Genomic DNA, 17227 nt, shown 5'->3' on the forward strand with positions numbered 1-17227 from the left:
GCCCGAAGGCTGCGATCAATAATGGATAATTAATATATCAGGCAGATTAATCTTTTCGTCCTAAGCTGAAGAACCAGTTTAAGAACAATGCTGCAAACGTAGCAGTACCAATACCACCCAAGTTAAAGTTGCCAATTTGTAAGGCAAAATCACCTGTACCTAAAATGATGGTGACTGCAGCGACCATCAGGTTTTTGTTCTGTGAAAAATCGACTTTGTTTTCAATCCAGATTTTTGCACCTGCGATGGTGATCAAACCAAACACCACAATCGACGCACCGGTTAAAATCGCGGTCGGAATGGTATGGATGATGGCACCAAACTTCGGAGATAGACCTAAGAAAATGGCAAACACACCTGCAATGGCAAAAATGATGGTCGAGTAAACTCGTGTGACTGCCATGACCCCAATATTTTCACCATAGGTGGTCATGCCTGGAGCGCCTACACCGCCCGCTAATGTCGTTGCGACACCATCGGCAACAAACGCTTTACCAATGTGCGGATCAAGGTTTTCACCAGTCATCGCACTCACGGCTTTAATGTGACCGAGGTTTTCTGCCACCAAAATTAACGCAATTGGTGCAATGATCATCATGGCATTGGTATTAAATTCAGGCGCATGAAAAGTCGGTAAACCAAACCAAGCAGCTTGTTGAATCGGGGCAAAATTAATCGCTGTGCCATAGCCCATAACATTGGTCACGATGAAATAGACCAAGTAAGACAGTAACAAACCAATTAATAATAAGAGACGTTGTAATAAACCACGAGTAAAGACGGCAATCGAGCCCATACATAATACGGTAACCAGTGCCATCCACATATTAAAGGAATTGCCCGCAACGCCTTTGACCGTTACTGGAGCAAGGTTGAGACCAATAATCATCACCACAGCACCTGTCACCACAGGTGGCATCAGTTTTTCAATCCACTTGGTGCCCGTTGCCATGACCATAAAACCAAACAAGGTATAGAGCACGCCGCAGGCAATAATACCACCGCCCGCCATAGCTAAATTTGGATTGAGTGCGCCTGTGCCCGATGCGGTATAGCCCGTTGCTGCAATCACGACCCCAATAAAGGCAAAACTTGAACCTAAATAACTTGGAACACGTCCACCCGTCATAATAAAGAACAAGATGGTACAAATCCCTGACATTAAAATGGCAAGGTTGGGATCGAAGCCCATCAAGAAAGGTGCAAGAACCGTTGCTCCAAACATGGCAAAGGCATGCTGCACACCTAAAATTGCACTTTGTGAAGCAGGGAGATATTCACTTGTGCCAACAGGACGTGCATCGATATTGCCTTCGTACGAGCGCCATTTGGGAAACCAATTGGACATTTTTTGAGCACTCTAAAGATAAATTGTGCACATCATACTCTTGTTTTTTAGAAGATTTAATCAGTGATACAAAAAATTGTTCAAACTAATCTTATGACTTTTCAGAGCTTTTTACCGCATGGTAAAAATTTATATTTTCAAAAACAATGATAAATCAAGGTTTAATTGGTAAATTTAGCCAATCGCTTATTCATAAATATTTATGATTGGATTGATAAAAAAATTATAAAAGGTTTGACTATGCGTTCAATAAAAAAGCACATCATAGTGATGTGCTTTAAATGGAGCGGGATTAAAACTTTATCCTGTGTTACGAAGACCCGCTGCAATGCCTGCGATACTCACCATAAGTGCATGATCTACAGGTGTATTTGTTTCCTGACGCTCTTCTAGATAACGGCGGCGACGTTTCATTAACTCTGCTTGGAGTAAATGCAGCGGCAATAAATACGGTTTGCGCACTCTCATCGACTGATCTAAAACTTCGTTACTGCTGAGGAGTTTAGACTCACCTTTAAGCGCTAACAGGGTTTGCACTGCATACTTTAAGCGCTGACGCAGATGTTCACCGAGCACTTTCAAGTCCTCATCATCAGTCAGGTGCGACTCATAATACAGCGCCACATGAGCATCAGACTTTGAGAGCACCATTTCCAACATATCAATCAGGGTTTGGAAATACGGCCAGGCCACCAGCATTTCATCTAAGGTAGTCTTATGTCCTTGATCAATCACTTGGTTAATTGCCGCGCCTGTACCCAACCAAGCGGGTAGCATCAAACGAATCTGGGTCCATGCAAATACCCAAGGAATGGCACGTAGGGACTCAATGCCGCCAGTGACTTTACGTTTTGCAGGGCGTGAGCCAAGTGGTAACATTTGCAGTTCAAGCTCTGGCGTGACTGTACGTAAGTACTTTACGAAGTGCGGGTTTTCTCGCACAGTCTGACGATACACTTGTACCGACAAATCGGTCATGCTGTGCATTAATTCGCGCCACTCAGGTTTTGGGACGGGCGGTGGCAGTAAAGTGGCTTCTAAAGTGGCAGCGGTGTAAATCTCTAAGTTTTGCAGCGCAATGCCTTCTAGACCAAACTTGAAGCGAATCATTTCACCTTGTTCAGTGACTCGGATTGCACCTGAAATCGAGCCCGGTGGTTGTGAAAACAGGGCTTGTTGCGTTGGTGCACCGCCACGGCTGATGGAACCGCCACGACCATGAAAGAGGGTCAGTTGTACGCCATGCGTTTTTGCAATCGCGGTTAATTCTTCTTGTGCACGGTACTGTGCCCAATTGGCTGACATAAAACCTGCATCTTTTGCCGAGTCTGAGTAGCCAATCATCACTTCATGTTTGCCCTGAATATGCTGTTTATACCAATGCATATTGAATAGGGTATTCATGGTGGCTGCCGCGCCATCTAAGTCTTTCAATGTTTCAAACAATGGCACCACACGTAGTGGATGTTGGATGCCTGCTTCTTTTTGCAAAAGCAGTACCGCCAGCACATCACTTGGATATTCAGCCATCGAAATAATGTAGGCACCTAAACTTTCTTGAGGCTGCGCTGCCAAAGTACGCATGGTGGCAAACACTTCTTGTACTTCGGGTTGCTCAATTAAACTTTGCACAGGTTCATTTAAATGTTTGGGCAACAGTGGACGTTTGCTTTGTAGCTCTTGCAATAAGAAGTTTTGACGTGCTTGTTCGGTCCACGTTTCAAAATTCCCCAGACCCAAATATTCAGTAATGGCTGAAATCGCTTGGCGATGACGGCCTGACTCTTGGCGAATATCCAGTTTTAGCAGTTCAATCCCGAAACAGTTCACTCGATGGATAAAGTCTAGCAATTTGCCATTGGCAATCTCAGGCAGGTTGCTGGCAATCAAAGAGCGATAGCACAGCAGTAAAGGCTGTAACAGTTCATCTTTGGCTTTAATCACCAAGCTGTCATCGGCATCGGCACCGCGCAGTTTTTCTGCGAGCCAATGGCGCGTAGCTTTTAGCCGTTCGCGGGTATCGCGTAAATATTCACGGTACGGTTCAGGATGATCTTGGCCCAAGGCTTGGCGCAGTTCATCGCTACAGCTTTGAATCGACAGTTCCCAACGCAAGTCTTCAATGTCACGTAAGTAAAGATCAGCCGCTTTCCAACGCGATAGCCACAGGACTTCTTGAGTAATATTGTGAGTCACATTCGGGTTGCCGTCACGGTCACCACCCATCCATGAAGCGAAACGAACAGGAGCTACATGTAAAGGCAGACGTTGGCCACAGTGTTCAATCACCATGTCGTCTAGTTCACGCATGAACTTCGGTACGGCATTCCATAAGGTTTGCTCAATGGTAGTGAACCCCCATTTTGCTTCATCGACTGGGGTTGGACGGTGTTGACGAATTTCATCGGTCTGCCACGCCGAACAGATCAGTTGTTTTAAGTCTTCAAGAACTGTCTGACGTTCACGAGGGGTTAGTTTTTGCTGATCCATTTTAAATAAGGCATCGTTAATACCATCATATTTTTGGATCAGGGTACGGCGGCTGACTTCAGTGGGGTGAGCGGTCAGAACCAGTTCAATAGTTAAATCACAGATTTGCTGGAACAGCGTATCGGTTGAAATGTCGTTATTTTTAAATTTAGCAAAGAGGTGGTCGAGCGGATTTGGAGAGGGTGCGGTCTCATCAAATTCACTTTGACGACGGCTACGGACCACATGGTATTGCTCCGCAATATTGGCAAAGTTCAAAAAGTGGGTAAAGGCACGTGTCAGCGGCAGAATTTCATCGTCTTCAAGGCTGAAAAACAATTGTTCCAGCTGCTTTTCGGCTTCAACTTGACCATCCCGCGCCCCTTTGGATAAGGCCCGAATTTGCTCGACCTGATTAAACAAATCTTGTCCTGCATGCTCCTTGAGGGTTTCACCCAATAGGTTGCCGAGTAATCGGACATCTTCACGTAGTGGAGCATCAATTTGTTGAATCATGATTATTATTCCCTCGTTGTTCTTAATTTGACTATACCCCGATTCGATGACAATCCAAGTAGGGGCAGACAAAAGTAGGGGATTAATTGCTGATTTTAGAATCAAATGAACAACTTAGGGCAAGCGATTGTTTTAAAGTAAAGAGATTTTTTAATTGCAAGCATTTGAATTAATTATAAAAAATATAAATTTAATTAACCGAGTCTTAAGGTTTTTGTAAGGGGTATTTTAATAAAAAAATCGCAATGGCTTCTTGAATCAGTTGCTTGCGTTGTTCGGCATTTGGCACTTCATTCATTCCCAACAACATTTCTTGGTGGCGATATCCAAACAGTAAAGACATTAATAAGGTGATGACCTCATTGACCTGTTCAAACTGAAGCACGCCTAAGGCTTGAGCTTGGGCAAAGAACTGTTCCCAAATCGCCCGCATTTTGAGGTGGGAGGCTTTATAGAAGTTCTCTAGCAATGGGTTTTGTTCAGCGGCCAGCTGTAATAGTAGGTGCTCCAGCTTGATGGCCTCAGGCAGGTTAATAATATGCATCGATAGCGCACAAATCTGTTCGAGCATGGGCACAAAGTCTTCGGCACGTTGCAATTGAAATGAACGACCCAGCATCAGCTTTTCACAGGTTTCCTCAATCGCACAACTGAACAGATTGGCTTTGTCTTGAAAATGGTTATACACCGTGAGTTTGGTGACGTGCGCTTCCTTGGCAATATGGTCCATGCTGGAGCCGTGGTAGCCATGTTGTAAAAACAACTGACGTGCCACCTCCAAAATACGTTGCCGTTTTTCTAAATCCTTGGGACGTCCTGCTGAAGTTTGCACACATTTTCCTAAAAAAAGTTCAAAAAGTCATTTACATCTGAGCATATCTTTAATTAGTGTACTATGTAGTATATTAATTAAAAAATAACCAAATTAAGTCTGGATATTGTGCCTGATTAATTGGTGGTTATGGAAGAAGAGCAGACTTCATGAGCAAAATTCAGACCCTTGTGGCAAGTATGATGGTGGTGTGTAGTATCACCTTGTGGGGATGTAGCAAAGACACGACCGAACCAGAGTCGGTGCCTTTGGTAATGGTGAGCCAGCCGAATACCACACATCTAGAACAAAAAAGCTATGCAGGCGAAGTACAAGCCCGCCAACAAACGGCACTGTCTTTTCGGGTTGGGGGACAAGTCATGGAGCGTCTGGTCGATGTGGGAGACCAAGTCAAAGTCGGACAAGTTTTAGCGCGCTTAGATGTGCAAGATGCCCAGCTACAATTAAATGCAGCCAAAGCACAGTTAGAAAGTGCTCAAGCGGCTGAAAAAAATGCGCAGGATGAACTCAATCGATTTAAGCAATTGTTACCGAGTAATGCAGTGAGTCGTTCACAGTACGACAGCGTTGAAAATCAATATAAAGCTGCACTATCGAGCTTGAAACAAGCACAAGCCAATTATAACGTTACGCAAAACCAAACCAGTTATAACCAACTGATCGCCAATAAAAACGGCGTGATTACCGAGCGTAATATTGAAATTGGACAGGTGATTTCAGCAGGGCAACCCGCATTTCAACTGGCCATTTCAGGTGATCGTGAGGTGGTGATTGGTGTGCCTGAACAAGCCATTGCTCAGATTAAAGTTGGACAGGATGCAATCGTCATCTTGTGGTCGAAACCCGATGAACGTTTTGCTGCCTACGTCCGTGAAATTTCGCCTGCCGCAGATCAGTCACGTACTTTTAGTGTCAAAGTGGCTTTGCGTGAAGGACAAAATACGATTCAACTGGGACAGAGTGCTCGGGTGTTTTTCAGTTCAACTGAAAGCAATGTGTTGAGTGTACCGTTAGCCAGTGTTTCCGCTGCAGGTAAAAATGCTTATGTCTGGGTGGTGAATGCTGATAACAGCATTCGTAAAGTCCCTGTCAGTGTGGGGGAGTATGGTCGAGACAGCGTTACCATTCGTTCAGGTTTACAGCCAAAGGACTATGTCGTGGTGGGTGGGGTGCATTTACTGCGTGAAAAACAAAAAATTCAACCAATTAGCCGTGACAATAAAACGGTCAAGATTGCGACAGGGAGTTAAGCATGAACTATAACCTGTCGGAATGGGCCTTAAAGAATAAGGGCTTGGTCCTTTATTTGATGTTGTTACTGGGCATCGTAGGTGTGGTGTCTTATTCCAAACTTGCACAAAGCGAAGACCCACCTTTTACCTTTAAAGTGATGGTGGTACAGACCTATTGGCCGGGTGCAACGGCGCGTGAGGTGTCTGAACAGGTGACCGACCGTATTGAAAAAGAGCTGATGACCACGGGTAAGAATGAGCGCATTATGGCCTACTCCAGACCCGGCGAGTCGATGGTGACTTTTGTGGCACGAGATGCCATGCGCTCCAGTGAGATACCGGATGTGTGGTATGACGTACGCAAGAAGGTTGGAGACATCAAACATCAGCTGCCCAATGGGGTACAAGGACCATTCTTTAATGATGAGTTTGGCGATACTTTCGGCAACATTTATGTGCTGACGGGTAAAGATTTTGATTATGCGGTGATGAAAGAATATGCCGACCGTCTACAGTTACAACTGCAACGCGTCAAAGATGTCGCCAAGGTCAACCTGGTTGGGTTGCAAGATCAAAAGATTTGGATTGAAATCTCCAACACCAAGTCGGCGCAGCTAGGCATCCCTCTGACAGCGGTGCAACAAGCCCTGCAACAGCAAAATACCATGGCCAGTGCAGGCTTTTTTGAAACAGAGTCGGATCGTATTCAACTCCGAGTTACAGGGCAAATTAAGAGCGTTGAAGAACTGCAACGTATGCCTTTATTGGTGAATGGAAAAACCATCCAACTGAGCGATGTGGCTGATGTCTATCGTGGCTTTAGTGAGCCTGCTCAACCCCGTATGCGCTTTATGGGGGAAAATGGCATTGGCATTGCGGTGTCGATGCGTAAAGGTGGCGACATCTTGGCTTTGGGTAAAAACTTAGAAACCGAGTTTTCCAAGCTACAAAAAACTTTGCCTTTAGGTATGGAGCTGAAAAAAGTTTCAGATCAGCCTGTTGCGGTGAAGCGTAGTGTCAACGAGTTCATGAAAGTCTTGGCTGAAGCGGTGATTATTGTCTTGCTGGTTAGCTTCTTCTCACTGGGTTTCCGGACTGGACTGGTGGTGGCATTTTCCATTCCACTGGTCTTGGCCATGACCTTTGCAGGCATGAATATTTTTGATGTCGGTCTACATAAAATTTCTTTGGGTGCGCTCATTTTAGCGCTGGGCCTCTTGGTCGATGACGCCATTATTGCCGTGGAAATGATGGCGATCAAAATGGAGCAAGGCTACAGTCGACTACAAGCAGCAGGGCATGCGTGGCGAACGACGGCTTTCCCAATGTTGACGGGAACCTTGATTACAGCTGCGGGCTTTTTACCAATTGCTACAGCAGCGTCAAGTACAGGTGAATACACTCGCTCTATTTTCCAAGTGGTGACCATTGCCTTAATTGTGTCATGGTTTGCAGCGGTGCTTTTTGTGCCTTATTTGGGTGACAAACTCCTGCCCGATTTTAATAAAGAGCTGATTCAAAAAGCGCCGTGGTATAGCCGTCTGTGGGCACGTTTGCGCAAACAGCCAGAACCTCAGCCGATGGTGCATCATGCAGGTGAGCATCATGATCCTTATCAAACCAAGTTCTATCAAGGTTTTCGCCGTTGGGTCGATCTGTGTGTGACCTATCGTAAAACGGTCATTGCGACGACGGTTGCTATTTTTGTGCTCTCGGTGTTGATGTTTAAGTTAGTACCGCAGCAGTTTTTCCCACCCTCGAATCGTGCCGAAATTTTGGTCGACTTAAAGCTTGAAGAAGGTGCATCTTTAACGGCAACTGAAAATGCGGTGAAAAAAGTTGAACAGTTCCTGTCGAAGCAAGAAGGCATAGATAATTATGTGGCATATGTTGGCACAGGCTCGCCGCGCTTTTATTTACCGCTCGATCAGCAGCTACCACAGGCCAGCTTTGCACAGTTTGTGGTCTTGGCTTCTTCACTAGATGATCGCAATGAAATTCGTAAATCCTTAGACACCCAAATCCGTCAGTTATTGCCCGATGTGCGTACTCGCGTCTCTTTACTTGAAAACGGTCCCCCTGTCGGTTATCCACTTCAATATCGCGTGTCGGGTGAAGACCTAACCCAAGTGCGTGCTTGGGCGGATAAAGTCGCGGCGATGCTAAGTGCTAATCCTAACACCACCAATGTGCATTTGGACTGGGGTGAACCAAGCAAGATGATCAATTTAGAGATTGACCAAGACCGTGCCCGCCAAATGGGGGTATCGAGTTTAGATTTGGCTAATTTCTTGAACAGCTCAATTTCGGGTGCCGCCATTAACCAGTACCGTGAGAAACGTGAGCTGATTGAAATCCGTTTACGCGGTGATCAAGCCGAGCGGGTTGAAGTAGCATCACTGGCGAGTCTTGCCGTTCCAACTTCAAATGGCGGAACAGTACCGTTGGCACAAATTGCAAAAATTGAGTATAGCTTCGAAGAAGGTTTGATTTGGCATCGTAACCGCCTACCGACTATTACGGTACGTGCAGATATTCGGACCAAGTTACAGCCAGCCACTGTGGTGGATGAAATGGCCGAACAGATGAATCGGCTGCGTGCGGAACTGCCGAATGGTTATTTGGTTGAAGTCGGCGGCACAGTGGAAGAGTCTGCACGTGGGGGTAAATCGGTTGCAGCGGGCATGCCTTTGTTCTTGGCCGTGGTCATGACTTTGCTGATGATTCAACTGCGCAGTATGTCTCGTGCTACGATTGTCTTGCTCACTGCACCTTTAGGTTTGATCGGCGTAGTGTTGTTCTTGCTACTATTCAACAAACCTTTTGGCTTTGTTGCGATGTTGGGCACTATTGCCTTGTCGGGCATGATCATGCGTAACTCGCTGATCTTGATTGATCAGATTGAGCAAGATATTCAAGCAGGGCATGAATCATGGGATGCGATCATCGATGCGACGGTGCGACGTTGTCGTCCAATTGTGCTGACGGCATTGGCAGCAGTTCTGGCGATGATCCCATTGTCTAGAAGTATTTTCTTTGGACCTATGGCCGTTGCGATCATGGGTGGATTGATTGTGGCGACGCTATTAACCCTGTTCTTTTTACCGGCCTTGTATGCGCAGTGGTTTAAAGTAAAAAAAATTAGCCATAAGCTGTAAATTTATGCCAATATCAGGTGCGAAACGTTGAAAATTTCAATATAGTAGCACCTGAAATTTATGGCATTTTTATAAAGCAGTTTTTGCTACACATTAAAAAATAAACGATGTGGCAAATGGGGTTAAACGCATGATGCAAGACAATGTAACCAAGTATCGCCGCTCTATCGCGATTTCTTATGTCTTCATGTTTTTAGCTTTGTTTACTGTGATTAGCGGCGCATTTTCCTACTGGTATGCCCGAAAAGTCACGCAAATTGATCATGCCGAAGTGTGGTTACAAGCGCAAGCACTTTGGGTCATGCGTAATATCGTAATTTATAGCATTTTGGCGTTATTTGCAGCGTTGTGGTTTATTCCTCTTATTTTCTTCACTTGGGACAGCGCATTATGGGTGACTGGATGCACGGTTGCAGGTGTGGTTTTTAGCTGTATTGCATTTCTCTTCCTTCTAAATGCATGGTTTAAAGGCCTTTCTAAATTTTTGAAAAATAAAGCAGTTTTCTAATTCTACTGATTTTTTTTCAAACAACCCCTTGTAAAACTTGGTTTGAACCCAATTTCAGACCACAGTTGAGTATTAAATAAATTCCGTGAGGAGCATCGCCAGACATGGCTAAACGTGATTATTATGAGGTTTTAGGTGTTGCTAAAACCGCTAGTGATGATGAAATTAAAAAAGCCTACCGTAAGTTGGCGATGAAATATCATCCGGACCGCAACCCTGACAATGCTGAAGCTGAAGAGAAGTTTAAAGAAGCGGCTGAAGCTTATGAAATTTTATCGGATAGCGAAAAGCGCAGCATGTATGACCGTATGGGGCATCAAGCCTTTGAAGGTGGTATGGGCGGGGGAGGCGGCTTCGGTGGTGGTTTCAGCGCAGAAGACATTTTCAGTCAATTCGGTGACATTTTCGGTGGTGCATTTGGCGGCGGCGGCGGTCGTGGTCAACAGCGTGCACGTCGTGGTTCTGACTTACGTTATGTGATGGAACTGACGTTGGAAGAAGCAGTAAGAGGGGTGAAAAAAACCATTACTTTTACCGCACCAGCGCCGTGTGAAACTTGTGACGGTAAAGGCTCTAAAAATCCGAATGATGTTGAAACCTGTAAAACTTGTCATGGTGCAGGTCAGGTTCGCATGCAGCAAGGTTTCTTCTCTGTGCAGCAGACTTGTAGCACTTGTCGTGGTCAGGGCAAGATCATTAAAAACCCATGTAACACCTGTCATGGTTCAGGCGTTAAAGACCGTCAACAAACCTTAGAAGTGACGATTCCTGCGGGCGTCGACAACGGTGATCGCGTTCGTTTAACGGGTAAAGGCGAAGCGATTCGTGATGGTCAGTCAGGCGACTTGTACGTAGAAGTAGTAGTACGTGAGCACGAAGTCTTCCAACGTGATGGTGCAGACCTGTATATGGATGTCCCTGTGAGCATTGCCGATGCTGCTTTGGGTAAAGAAATTGAAATCCCGACACTCGAAGGTCGTGTGAGTTTGAAAATTCCTGAAGGCACACAAACGGGTAAAATGTTCCGTTTACGTGGCAAAGGGGTTAAACCTGTACGCACCAGCATGCAAGGTGACTTACTCTGCCGTATCGTGATTGAAACGCCAGTCAACTTAACAGCACGTCAACGTGAATTGTTGAAAGAGTTACAAGAGACCTTGGATGGAGATGATCACAAATCTTCACCGAAGAAGAAGTCTTTCTTTGACCGACTGTTTGATTAATTGAATACGGCACGTCTGAATTGGTGTTGAAAAGAGCGGGAAGATTTTCCCGCTTTTTTTATGTTATTGCGCTTCTGTTGGCAGCTCAGGTTGATCGATCTCTTCAACCGACACCATTTCTTCAGCCATAGGTGCAGCAGTTGGTACTTGTTGCTCGGCCTGTGCTTTGGGATGTGTGCTGGTGGTGATCTTTACCTGTGACAAACTTTCTAAGGTGTCGCCCGCTTGAACAGCGGGTTCAGCCTGAACTTGTGCCCAACTGCCCCCAAATGCCATCGCTAGAAAAAGTACCTTTGCTTTCATTCTATTTTCCTCATTTTAAAGTTGTTTTTAAACGCGAACCTAGTCTGCGTAAGATTGATTGCAAATTTGTGAAAAGCTTGCGAAATCATGTTTGAAAATAAAGCGATTTTTTCGATGAAAATGGCCAACAAACCTTAGTCTGGGCAATCAGTTTTGCTATAGTAAGAGCAATTTTGAAGCTAGATTAGGAATATGTTATGTCAGCAGCTCCATGCATTGGTGTCTTAGGTGCCGGCGGCCGTATGGGTCGCATCCTTATTCAAGCGGTACACGAAGCAGGCTATCAACTGGCTGCGGCAGTGGAACGCCCTGAAAGCTCACTGGTTGGTACAGATGCAGGTGAGCTTGCAGGTATTGGCAGCCTCGGCGTGAAGGTGGTGGGTAGTCTGGAAGCGATAGTGAAAGATTGTGATGTGATCATTGATTTCACTGCACCAGTAGCGACCGTTCAGCATTTAAAAATTTGTCGTGAAGCTGGGGTGGCCATTGTCATTGGCACCACGGGCTTGAATGACGAACAAAAAGCCTATTTGGATGATTCGGCGACACAGACTCCTGTGGTCTATGCAGCCAACTATTCTGTGGGGGTCAATGTTTCGATTAAGCTATTGGAATTGGCGTCTAAAGTCTTTGGCGACACAGTGGATATTGAAGTGATTGAAGCGCATCACCGTCATAAAGTCGATGCACCATCAGGCACAGCGTTGATGATGGGTGAGGCTATTGCGGGTGCTTTAGGGCGTGACTTGAAAACTGATGCAGTGTATTGCCGTGAAGGTCATACAGGACCTCGTGAGCGTCAAAGTATTGGTTTCCAAACCATTCGTGGCGGCGACATTGTCGGTGAACATACGGCGATGTTTATTGCTGATGGTGAGCGTGTTGAAATTACTCATAAAGCGACCAACCGGATGAACTTTGCTTCGGGTGCGGTACGTGCTGCGGCTTGGGTGGTAGGACGTGAAGCACGTAAATATGACATGAAAGATGTACTGGGTTTTAACGACATTCAAGTTTAAAAACCTGCTTCATTCGCCATAAAAACAAGATAAAAAACTAAAATAAGACGAAGAATAGAATGAAAAAAGTCATGTATAGGGCTTGTGTTGTTGCCGTGATGACGACAGCACAGGCCAAACCTATGGATCAAGCCAAACTCAGTATTCATAAAAATAATATTAAAGTTTGGACCTATCAAAATGCGCAAAACCCAGTCTTGTTATATAAGGCCGAAACCACGTTTGATGTACCGATTGAAAAAGCAGTGTCACTGATCTTAGATGTTGACCATGCGGTGAAATGGGTGCCGTATATGGGCAGTGCAAAAGTCTTGTCGCGCGATGATAAAAAAGGCGAGTTTCAGCTGTATATGGTGCTCGATTTTCCTTTTCCTTTAAAAGACCGCGACTTGGTGGTGCAGGGGAAAATGATCAAGGACAGTCAGGGCATCATTAGCATTAAAAATAAAGCGATTGATAAAAACATCCTTAAAAATCAAGATTATGTGCGCCTAAATCATTATGAGGGCGATTGGACCTTTCAGAAACTGGGATCAAATAAAGTCAAAGTTTCGACCTCGGGTTATGCTAACCCTGAGGGGTCGATACCACTGAAGTTTGTAAATATGTTTGTGCAACAACAACCCTATCAAATGCTGCAAAAAATGAAAAATCAATTGTTGGAACAAGAGGGGACACCTGCCCACTTACCGACTGCCTTGCGTTAAATCCAAACACGAAGAAGCCTGCAATGCAGGCTTTTTTATGTTTTAAAACTTAAGGCTGTTGATAAACGTTCAGCAGCTCTAAGGTTGAAGCCTTAGGCAGGTCTAACTGGATTAAACTGAGCATGGCATGTCCTTCATCAGCGAGCGAGATCTTGAAGTTTTCAGCACTGCTTTGGTCACATTGGAACTGTAAATTTTTCTGGCGGGGCAAGTTCATCTGTATTTCACGTTCATTGTTCAACCGATATTGATAAGTTCGTTGAGTCGAGGTTTCAGTTAAGCTCGGTGCTAAACTTAAAAACTGATAATCAGTTAAATTCTGCGTTTTCAGAAAGCCTTCAATCAGGGCTTTACAAACAAAATGCTGCTGTTGTACCTGCTGTGAAACATGTGGCGGTTGGCAAGCCGATAAGCTTAATAAGCAAAACAGAGATATGATTATTTTTTTCATAAAAGTGCCTATTTATGGTTGTGAAAGAATGACAGAAGCATAATTCTGTTGGCATAATGGATACAGATACATAAAAATTAGAAAAATGGGTACAGATGAATGGCATTCCAGTATCAAAGCTTGGCTGCACAGTTGCTTGAAAAAATTCGAAATGCTGAATTACCCGCAGGGCAAAAGCTGTTGTCGTTACGCCAGTTTGCTAACTTACAAAAGGTCAGCTTGAATACCGCCAAGAGCTGTTATGAGCTACTCGAGTCGCAGGGGTATATTCATGTGAAAAATAAGTCAGGCTATTTTGTCAGTTATCAGAAAAATACCAGCCCATCTATTCCCGTACCACAGCATCCTGATTTTCAGTCTCAAGCCCGTGATATTTCTAATTTAGAGCTACAGTTGGAAATTCAACAGTCTTCCATTAATAGCCGTCTCATCCATTTGGGAGCAATTCAGCTTTCGCCAAAACATGTGCCTGTAGAAGCACTCCGCCGTTCCATTCAACGTGCCTTAAAACACAGCCAACCTGAAGACTTTTTATATAGCGATAAGCAAGGTCATATTCGCTTGCGGCAGGCCTTGTCTGAGCATTGGGCTGAAGATGGCTTCTATATTTCGCAGGATGATATCTACATCAGTAATGGCTGTATGCCTGCGTTGTCGGTGATGATTCAACACCTCAGCAAGGAAGGCGACAGCGTGATTGTGCCGACCCCGAATTTTAATGGTCAGTTGCAAATGTTGGCGGGGTTAAAACGAAAAATTATTGAAATTCCAGCCGATACTCAAGGCTTTGATCTTGAACGTTTAGAGCAGGTCATGCAAAGTTCAGGCGCAAAAGCGTGCTTACTCACGGCCAATTATCAAAATCCATTGGGGTTTTGTTTAAGTAATGCAGAAAAAGAAAAAATTACACAACTGGCAGCGCGCTATCAATGTTATGTAATTGAGGATGATATTTATGGTGAATGTAGTTTCAGCTCAAGTCGTCCGCTGCCGATTAAGTATTGGGATCAGCAGGGTTATGTGATTTTCTGTGGTTCGGTTTCCAAGTCACTTTCAACTGCGTATCGGGTAGGTTGGTTCTGCATTCCGCAGCGCTTAGCACATTTGAAGGCTACGTTACTGATGCAAAATATCACAGTGAATACACCCTTGCAGTTGGCACTGGCCGATCTCATTTATAGTCGTGCTTATCGGGAGCATTTACAGCAGTTAAAGCCGATTTTGAAACAGCAAGTTGAGCAATACCGACACATGATTCAGCATGCCTTTAACGGAGTTGCGTTACGTATCAACCAGCCCTTAGGCGGCTATGCACTGTGGTTACAGCTACCCGAGTGTATCGATGGTTTGGATATGTACTATTTTGCTCAGCAGCACGGCATCAATATAGTGCCGGGTGAAGTCTTTGGTGAAGGGCAGCGTTATAAAAACTGTATCCGCCTCAATGCTGGTCATGAAATTTCAACAGATATTCACGCGGCAGTCACTTTGTTGGCCGATTGGGTGAAAGCGCAACTCAGCAGTTCGACGTTGGTCAAACAAGCGGTATAAAAAAGCGCCTCTTTTGAAGCGCTTATGGATTAAAAATCAGCTTTGAGAACGATCCGATAACGGGCTTTTCCAGAATGTAACCGTTCCAGTGCTTCATTCAACTGTGACATAGGATAAAGTTCAATTTGTGGCGCAATGTTTTTACGTGCAGCGAATTTGAGTAGCTGACGTAATGCCGCAGGTGAGCCAGTGGGTGAACCCGTGATAGATTTTGCTCCACCAATCAGACTACCTGCATTTAACTTGATGGGCTCTAGAGGTAAGCCTAGCAGATGGATCGTGCCATTCGCTGCCAGTGTACTGATATAGGCAGGCCAATTGAGCGTGACATTCACCGTACTGAGCAATAGATCGAATTTGCCTCGCTGGGTTTTAAGCGCATCCACATCACGGCTATTCACCACATGATCTGCACCCATAGCCTTGAGTTCTTCCATTTTGTCGAGGTTCGAGGTAAACGCCGTAATTTCACAGCCCCATCCTCGAAGTAACTTAATAGCCATATGCCCTAAACCGCCAATGCCAATCACACCAACATGGTGAATGGCTTGAATTTGGTGTTTTAGAATCGGATCAAAAACGGTAATACCGCCACACAATAAAGGACCCGCTGACTCAGGATCCAGCTCTTCAGGTAAAGGAATAATCCACTGCCAACCTGCGCGAACTTTGTCGGCAAAGCCACCTGCATGACCGACGATGGTTGCTATCGGTCCACCTGTACAGAGCACTTGTTGGCCCGACACACAGGGGTCACAGTGTTGGCAGCTTTCTGCTGTCCAGCCTATACCGACGCGCTGTCCAAGTTTAAGCCCTTTGGCTTCGGAGCCTAAGCGACTGATGGTGCCAATAATTTCATGACCAGCGACAACGGGGTAGACCGAAGAGTTCCATTCATTGTTAATGACTGAAACATCGGAATGGCACAGTCCACAATATTCGACTTGGACTTCGACCTGATGGGGTTGCAGTTCACCCGCATCGAATTGATAGGGTTGTAGCGCTGCGCCTGCTTGCATTGCCGCATAGGCACGAATGGTATTATCCGTCATATTCTATATCCTTATTTTCCGGTTTTTTAATGTACTTTTATTTAAAATGACAGTTATTTTCATGGTCGTTGACCATACCAACCGCTTGCATAAAGGCATAGCAGGTAGTGGGTCCGACAAATTTAAAGCCCTGTTTTTTTAGGGTTTTAGACATATTTTGGCTTTGAGATGTCTGTGCAGGTGCTGTGCGGTAGTCCGGGACATCATTGTTAATTGCGTGTTGCTCGACAAAGTTCCAGAGCCACTCAACGGGGTTAATGCCTTGTTGCTTTAGGGCTTGCCATGCAATCGCATTGTCACGAATGGCAGTCAGCTTCCCGATATGGCGAATTAAGCCGATATCTTGGACTTTTTCGGCTAAGTCTATATCACTTAAAGCCGCAATCTGTTCAATGGAATATTGAAAAAACTGGCGATGATAATGTTCACGCTTTTTCAGGACAGTAATCCATGAAAGCCCCGCTTGTTGACCTTCGAGGCAGAGCATTGTAAATAATTGCTTTTCATCATGTAGTGGTTTACCCCACTCATGATCATGGTAGTCGATGTAAAGTGGGTCTGAGGAGCACCATCCGCAGCGTTGAGTGGTCATGAACATGCTCCTGATCTTTTTATAGGGTAAAAGGTGCCCATTGGTCGTGTTGATTGTCCCAATAAAACAATTGTGCGTGTTCGAGGTCGGAAAAGTTAATCCAGACATCTTTTCCTGTTTTTTCAGCAAATCCAGTGCTGATTAAAAGTGCATCTTCGGTAATTTCCATGATCCAACCTTGGTGGTTTTGTCCAGCCAAGATGATTTTTTGTTGATTGCCTGATTCAGCAAATTCGACCAGACGGTTGATCAACGCTTCTGACATG

Annotated in this window: 15 protein-coding genes; 7 read left to right on the forward strand and 8 right to left on the reverse strand. The window is 45.0% G+C overall.

What is annotated here, in order from left to right:
* Positions 1-46 precede the first annotated feature (46 nt).
* From ACG9ZB_RS10115 to ACG9ZB_RS10125, 3 genes are all read right to left on the reverse strand, one after another.
* Positions 47-1348, reverse strand: coding sequence for a solute carrier family 23 protein (locus tag ACG9ZB_RS10115; protein ID WP_419325617.1), 1302 nt, complete (start codon positions 1346-1348; stop codon positions 47-49).
* A 300-nt stretch (positions 1349-1648) separates the two neighbouring features.
* Positions 1649-4333: a phosphoenolpyruvate carboxylase gene (ppc, locus tag ACG9ZB_RS10120; RefSeq protein WP_419325618.1), complete on the reverse strand. Its 2685-nt coding sequence runs from the start codon at positions 4331-4333 to the stop codon at positions 1649-1651.
* Between the two features lie 205 nt (positions 4334-4538).
* Positions 4539-5165: a TetR/AcrR family transcriptional regulator gene (locus ACG9ZB_RS10125; RefSeq protein WP_419325619.1), complete on the reverse strand. Its 627-nt coding sequence runs from the start codon at positions 5163-5165 to the stop codon at positions 4539-4541.
* 149 nt (positions 5166-5314) lie between these two features.
* On the opposite strand from ACG9ZB_RS10125, the gene ACG9ZB_RS10130 reads away from it, so the two are divergent.
* From ACG9ZB_RS10130 to dnaJ, 4 genes are all read left to right on the forward strand, one after another.
* Positions 5315-6415 carry an efflux RND transporter periplasmic adaptor subunit gene (locus ACG9ZB_RS10130; RefSeq protein ID WP_419325620.1) on the forward strand — a complete coding sequence of 367 codons (1101 nt, stop codon included), beginning with the start codon at positions 5315-5317 and terminating at the stop codon, positions 6413-6415.
* A gap of 2 nt (positions 6416-6417) precedes the next feature.
* Positions 6418-9555 (forward strand): efflux RND transporter permease subunit, encoded by a 3138-nt coding sequence (locus ACG9ZB_RS10135; RefSeq protein ID WP_419325621.1) that lies wholly within the window; start codon positions 6418-6420, stop codon positions 9553-9555.
* 130 nt (positions 9556-9685) lie between these two features.
* On the forward strand, positions 9686-10063 hold the full coding sequence (locus ACG9ZB_RS10140) for a hypothetical protein (RefSeq protein WP_004691852.1): 378 nt from the start codon (positions 9686-9688) through the stop codon (positions 10061-10063).
* Between the two features lie 104 nt (positions 10064-10167).
* The gene (gene dnaJ / locus ACG9ZB_RS10145) at positions 10168-11286 is read left to right on the forward strand and encodes a molecular chaperone DnaJ (RefSeq protein WP_178904873.1); all 1119 of its coding nucleotides are present in this window, start codon (positions 10168-10170) and stop codon (positions 11284-11286) included.
* A gap of 63 nt (positions 11287-11349) precedes the next feature.
* Here the strand turns inward: dnaJ and ACG9ZB_RS10150 are convergent, their stop codons facing one another.
* Positions 11350-11589 carry a hypothetical protein gene (locus ACG9ZB_RS10150; protein ID WP_218288663.1) on the reverse strand — a complete coding sequence of 80 codons (240 nt, stop codon included), beginning with the start codon at positions 11587-11589 and terminating at the stop codon, positions 11350-11352.
* Positions 11590-11786: 197 nt separating this feature from the next.
* Here ACG9ZB_RS10150 and dapB point away from each other — a divergent pair, with 197 nt between their 5' ends.
* Positions 11787-12608 carry a 4-hydroxy-tetrahydrodipicolinate reductase gene (gene dapB, locus ACG9ZB_RS10155; RefSeq protein ID WP_419325623.1) on the forward strand — a complete coding sequence of 274 codons (822 nt, stop codon included), beginning with the start codon at positions 11787-11789 and terminating at the stop codon, positions 12606-12608.
* Positions 12609-12667: 59 nt separating this feature from the next.
* Positions 12668-13315, forward strand: coding sequence for an START domain-containing protein (locus ACG9ZB_RS10160; RefSeq protein ID WP_419325624.1), 648 nt, complete (start codon positions 12668-12670; stop codon positions 13313-13315).
* A 49-nt stretch (positions 13316-13364) separates the two neighbouring features.
* Here the strand turns inward: ACG9ZB_RS10160 and ACG9ZB_RS10165 are convergent, their stop codons facing one another.
* On the reverse strand, positions 13365-13766 hold the full coding sequence (locus ACG9ZB_RS10165) for a hypothetical protein (RefSeq protein ID WP_419325625.1): 402 nt from the start codon (positions 13764-13766) through the stop codon (positions 13365-13367).
* A gap of 99 nt (positions 13767-13865) precedes the next feature.
* On the opposite strand from ACG9ZB_RS10165, the gene ACG9ZB_RS10170 reads away from it, so the two are divergent.
* Positions 13866-15317: a PLP-dependent aminotransferase family protein gene (locus ACG9ZB_RS10170; RefSeq protein ID WP_419325626.1), complete on the forward strand. Its 1452-nt coding sequence runs from the start codon at positions 13866-13868 to the stop codon at positions 15315-15317.
* Positions 15318-15346: 29 nt separating this feature from the next.
* Here the strand turns inward: ACG9ZB_RS10170 and ahr are convergent, their stop codons facing one another.
* Genes ahr through ACG9ZB_RS10185 form a run of 3 tightly spaced genes read right to left on the reverse strand, consistent with a single transcriptional unit; the run spans position 15347 to position 17226 of the window.
* Entirely contained in the window at positions 15347-16369 is a 1023-nt protein-coding gene (gene ahr, locus ACG9ZB_RS10175; protein WP_419325628.1) for an NADPH-dependent aldehyde reductase Ahr, read from the reverse strand.
* A 37-nt stretch (positions 16370-16406) separates the two neighbouring features.
* On the reverse strand, positions 16407-16961 hold the full coding sequence (locus ACG9ZB_RS10180) for a DNA-3-methyladenine glycosylase I (RefSeq protein WP_419325630.1): 555 nt from the start codon (positions 16959-16961) through the stop codon (positions 16407-16409).
* A 19-nt stretch (positions 16962-16980) separates the two neighbouring features.
* A complete protein-coding gene (locus ACG9ZB_RS10185; RefSeq protein WP_004691836.1) occupies positions 16981-17226 on the reverse strand; it encodes a hypothetical protein in 246 nt (81 codons plus the stop codon).
* Position 17227 lies beyond the last annotated feature (1 nt).

Origin of the sequence: Acinetobacter johnsonii (genome assembly GCF_048551975.1) — a bacterium.
Lineage (GTDB): Bacteria > Pseudomonadota > Gammaproteobacteria > Pseudomonadales > Moraxellaceae > Acinetobacter > Acinetobacter johnsonii_A.

Excerpts from the sequence above, each read along its gene's own strand:
- ACG9ZB_RS10115 (WP_419325617.1), bottom strand. The coding sequence starts at position 1,348 with ATGTCCAATTGGTTTCCCAAATGGCGCTCGTACGAAGGCAATATCGAT.
- ppc (WP_419325618.1), bottom strand. The coding sequence starts at position 4,333 with ATGATTCAACAAATTGATGCTCCACTACGTGAAGATGTCCGATTACTC.
- ACG9ZB_RS10130 (WP_419325620.1), top strand. The coding sequence starts at position 5,315 with ATGAGCAAAATTCAGACCCTTGTGGCAAGTATGATGGTGGTGTGTAGT.
- ACG9ZB_RS10135 (WP_419325621.1), top strand. The coding sequence starts at position 6,418 with ATGAACTATAACCTGTCGGAATGGGCCTTAAAGAATAAGGGCTTGGTC.
- ACG9ZB_RS10140 (WP_004691852.1), top strand. The coding sequence starts at position 9,686 with ATGATGCAAGACAATGTAACCAAGTATCGCCGCTCTATCGCGATTTCT.
- dnaJ (WP_178904873.1), top strand. The coding sequence starts at position 10,168 with ATGGCTAAACGTGATTATTATGAGGTTTTAGGTGTTGCTAAAACCGCT.
- ACG9ZB_RS10150 (WP_218288663.1), bottom strand. The coding sequence starts at position 11,589 with ATGAAAGCAAAGGTACTTTTTCTAGCGATGGCATTTGGGGGCAGTTGG.
- dapB (WP_419325623.1), top strand. The coding sequence starts at position 11,787 with ATGTCAGCAGCTCCATGCATTGGTGTCTTAGGTGCCGGCGGCCGTATG.
- ACG9ZB_RS10160 (WP_419325624.1), top strand. The coding sequence starts at position 12,668 with ATGAAAAAAGTCATGTATAGGGCTTGTGTTGTTGCCGTGATGACGACA.
- ACG9ZB_RS10165 (WP_419325625.1), bottom strand. The coding sequence starts at position 13,766 with ATGAAAAAAATAATCATATCTCTGTTTTGCTTATTAAGCTTATCGGCT.
- ACG9ZB_RS10170 (WP_419325626.1), top strand. The coding sequence starts at position 13,866 with ATGGCATTCCAGTATCAAAGCTTGGCTGCACAGTTGCTTGAAAAAATT.
- ahr (WP_419325628.1), bottom strand. The coding sequence starts at position 16,369 with ATGACGGATAATACCATTCGTGCCTATGCGGCAATGCAAGCAGGCGCA.
- ACG9ZB_RS10180 (WP_419325630.1), bottom strand. The coding sequence starts at position 16,961 with ATGACCACTCAACGCTGCGGATGGTGCTCCTCAGACCCACTTTACATC.
- ACG9ZB_RS10185 (WP_004691836.1), bottom strand. The coding sequence starts at position 17,226 with ATGTCAGAAGCGTTGATCAACCGTCTGGTCGAATTTGCTGAATCAGGC.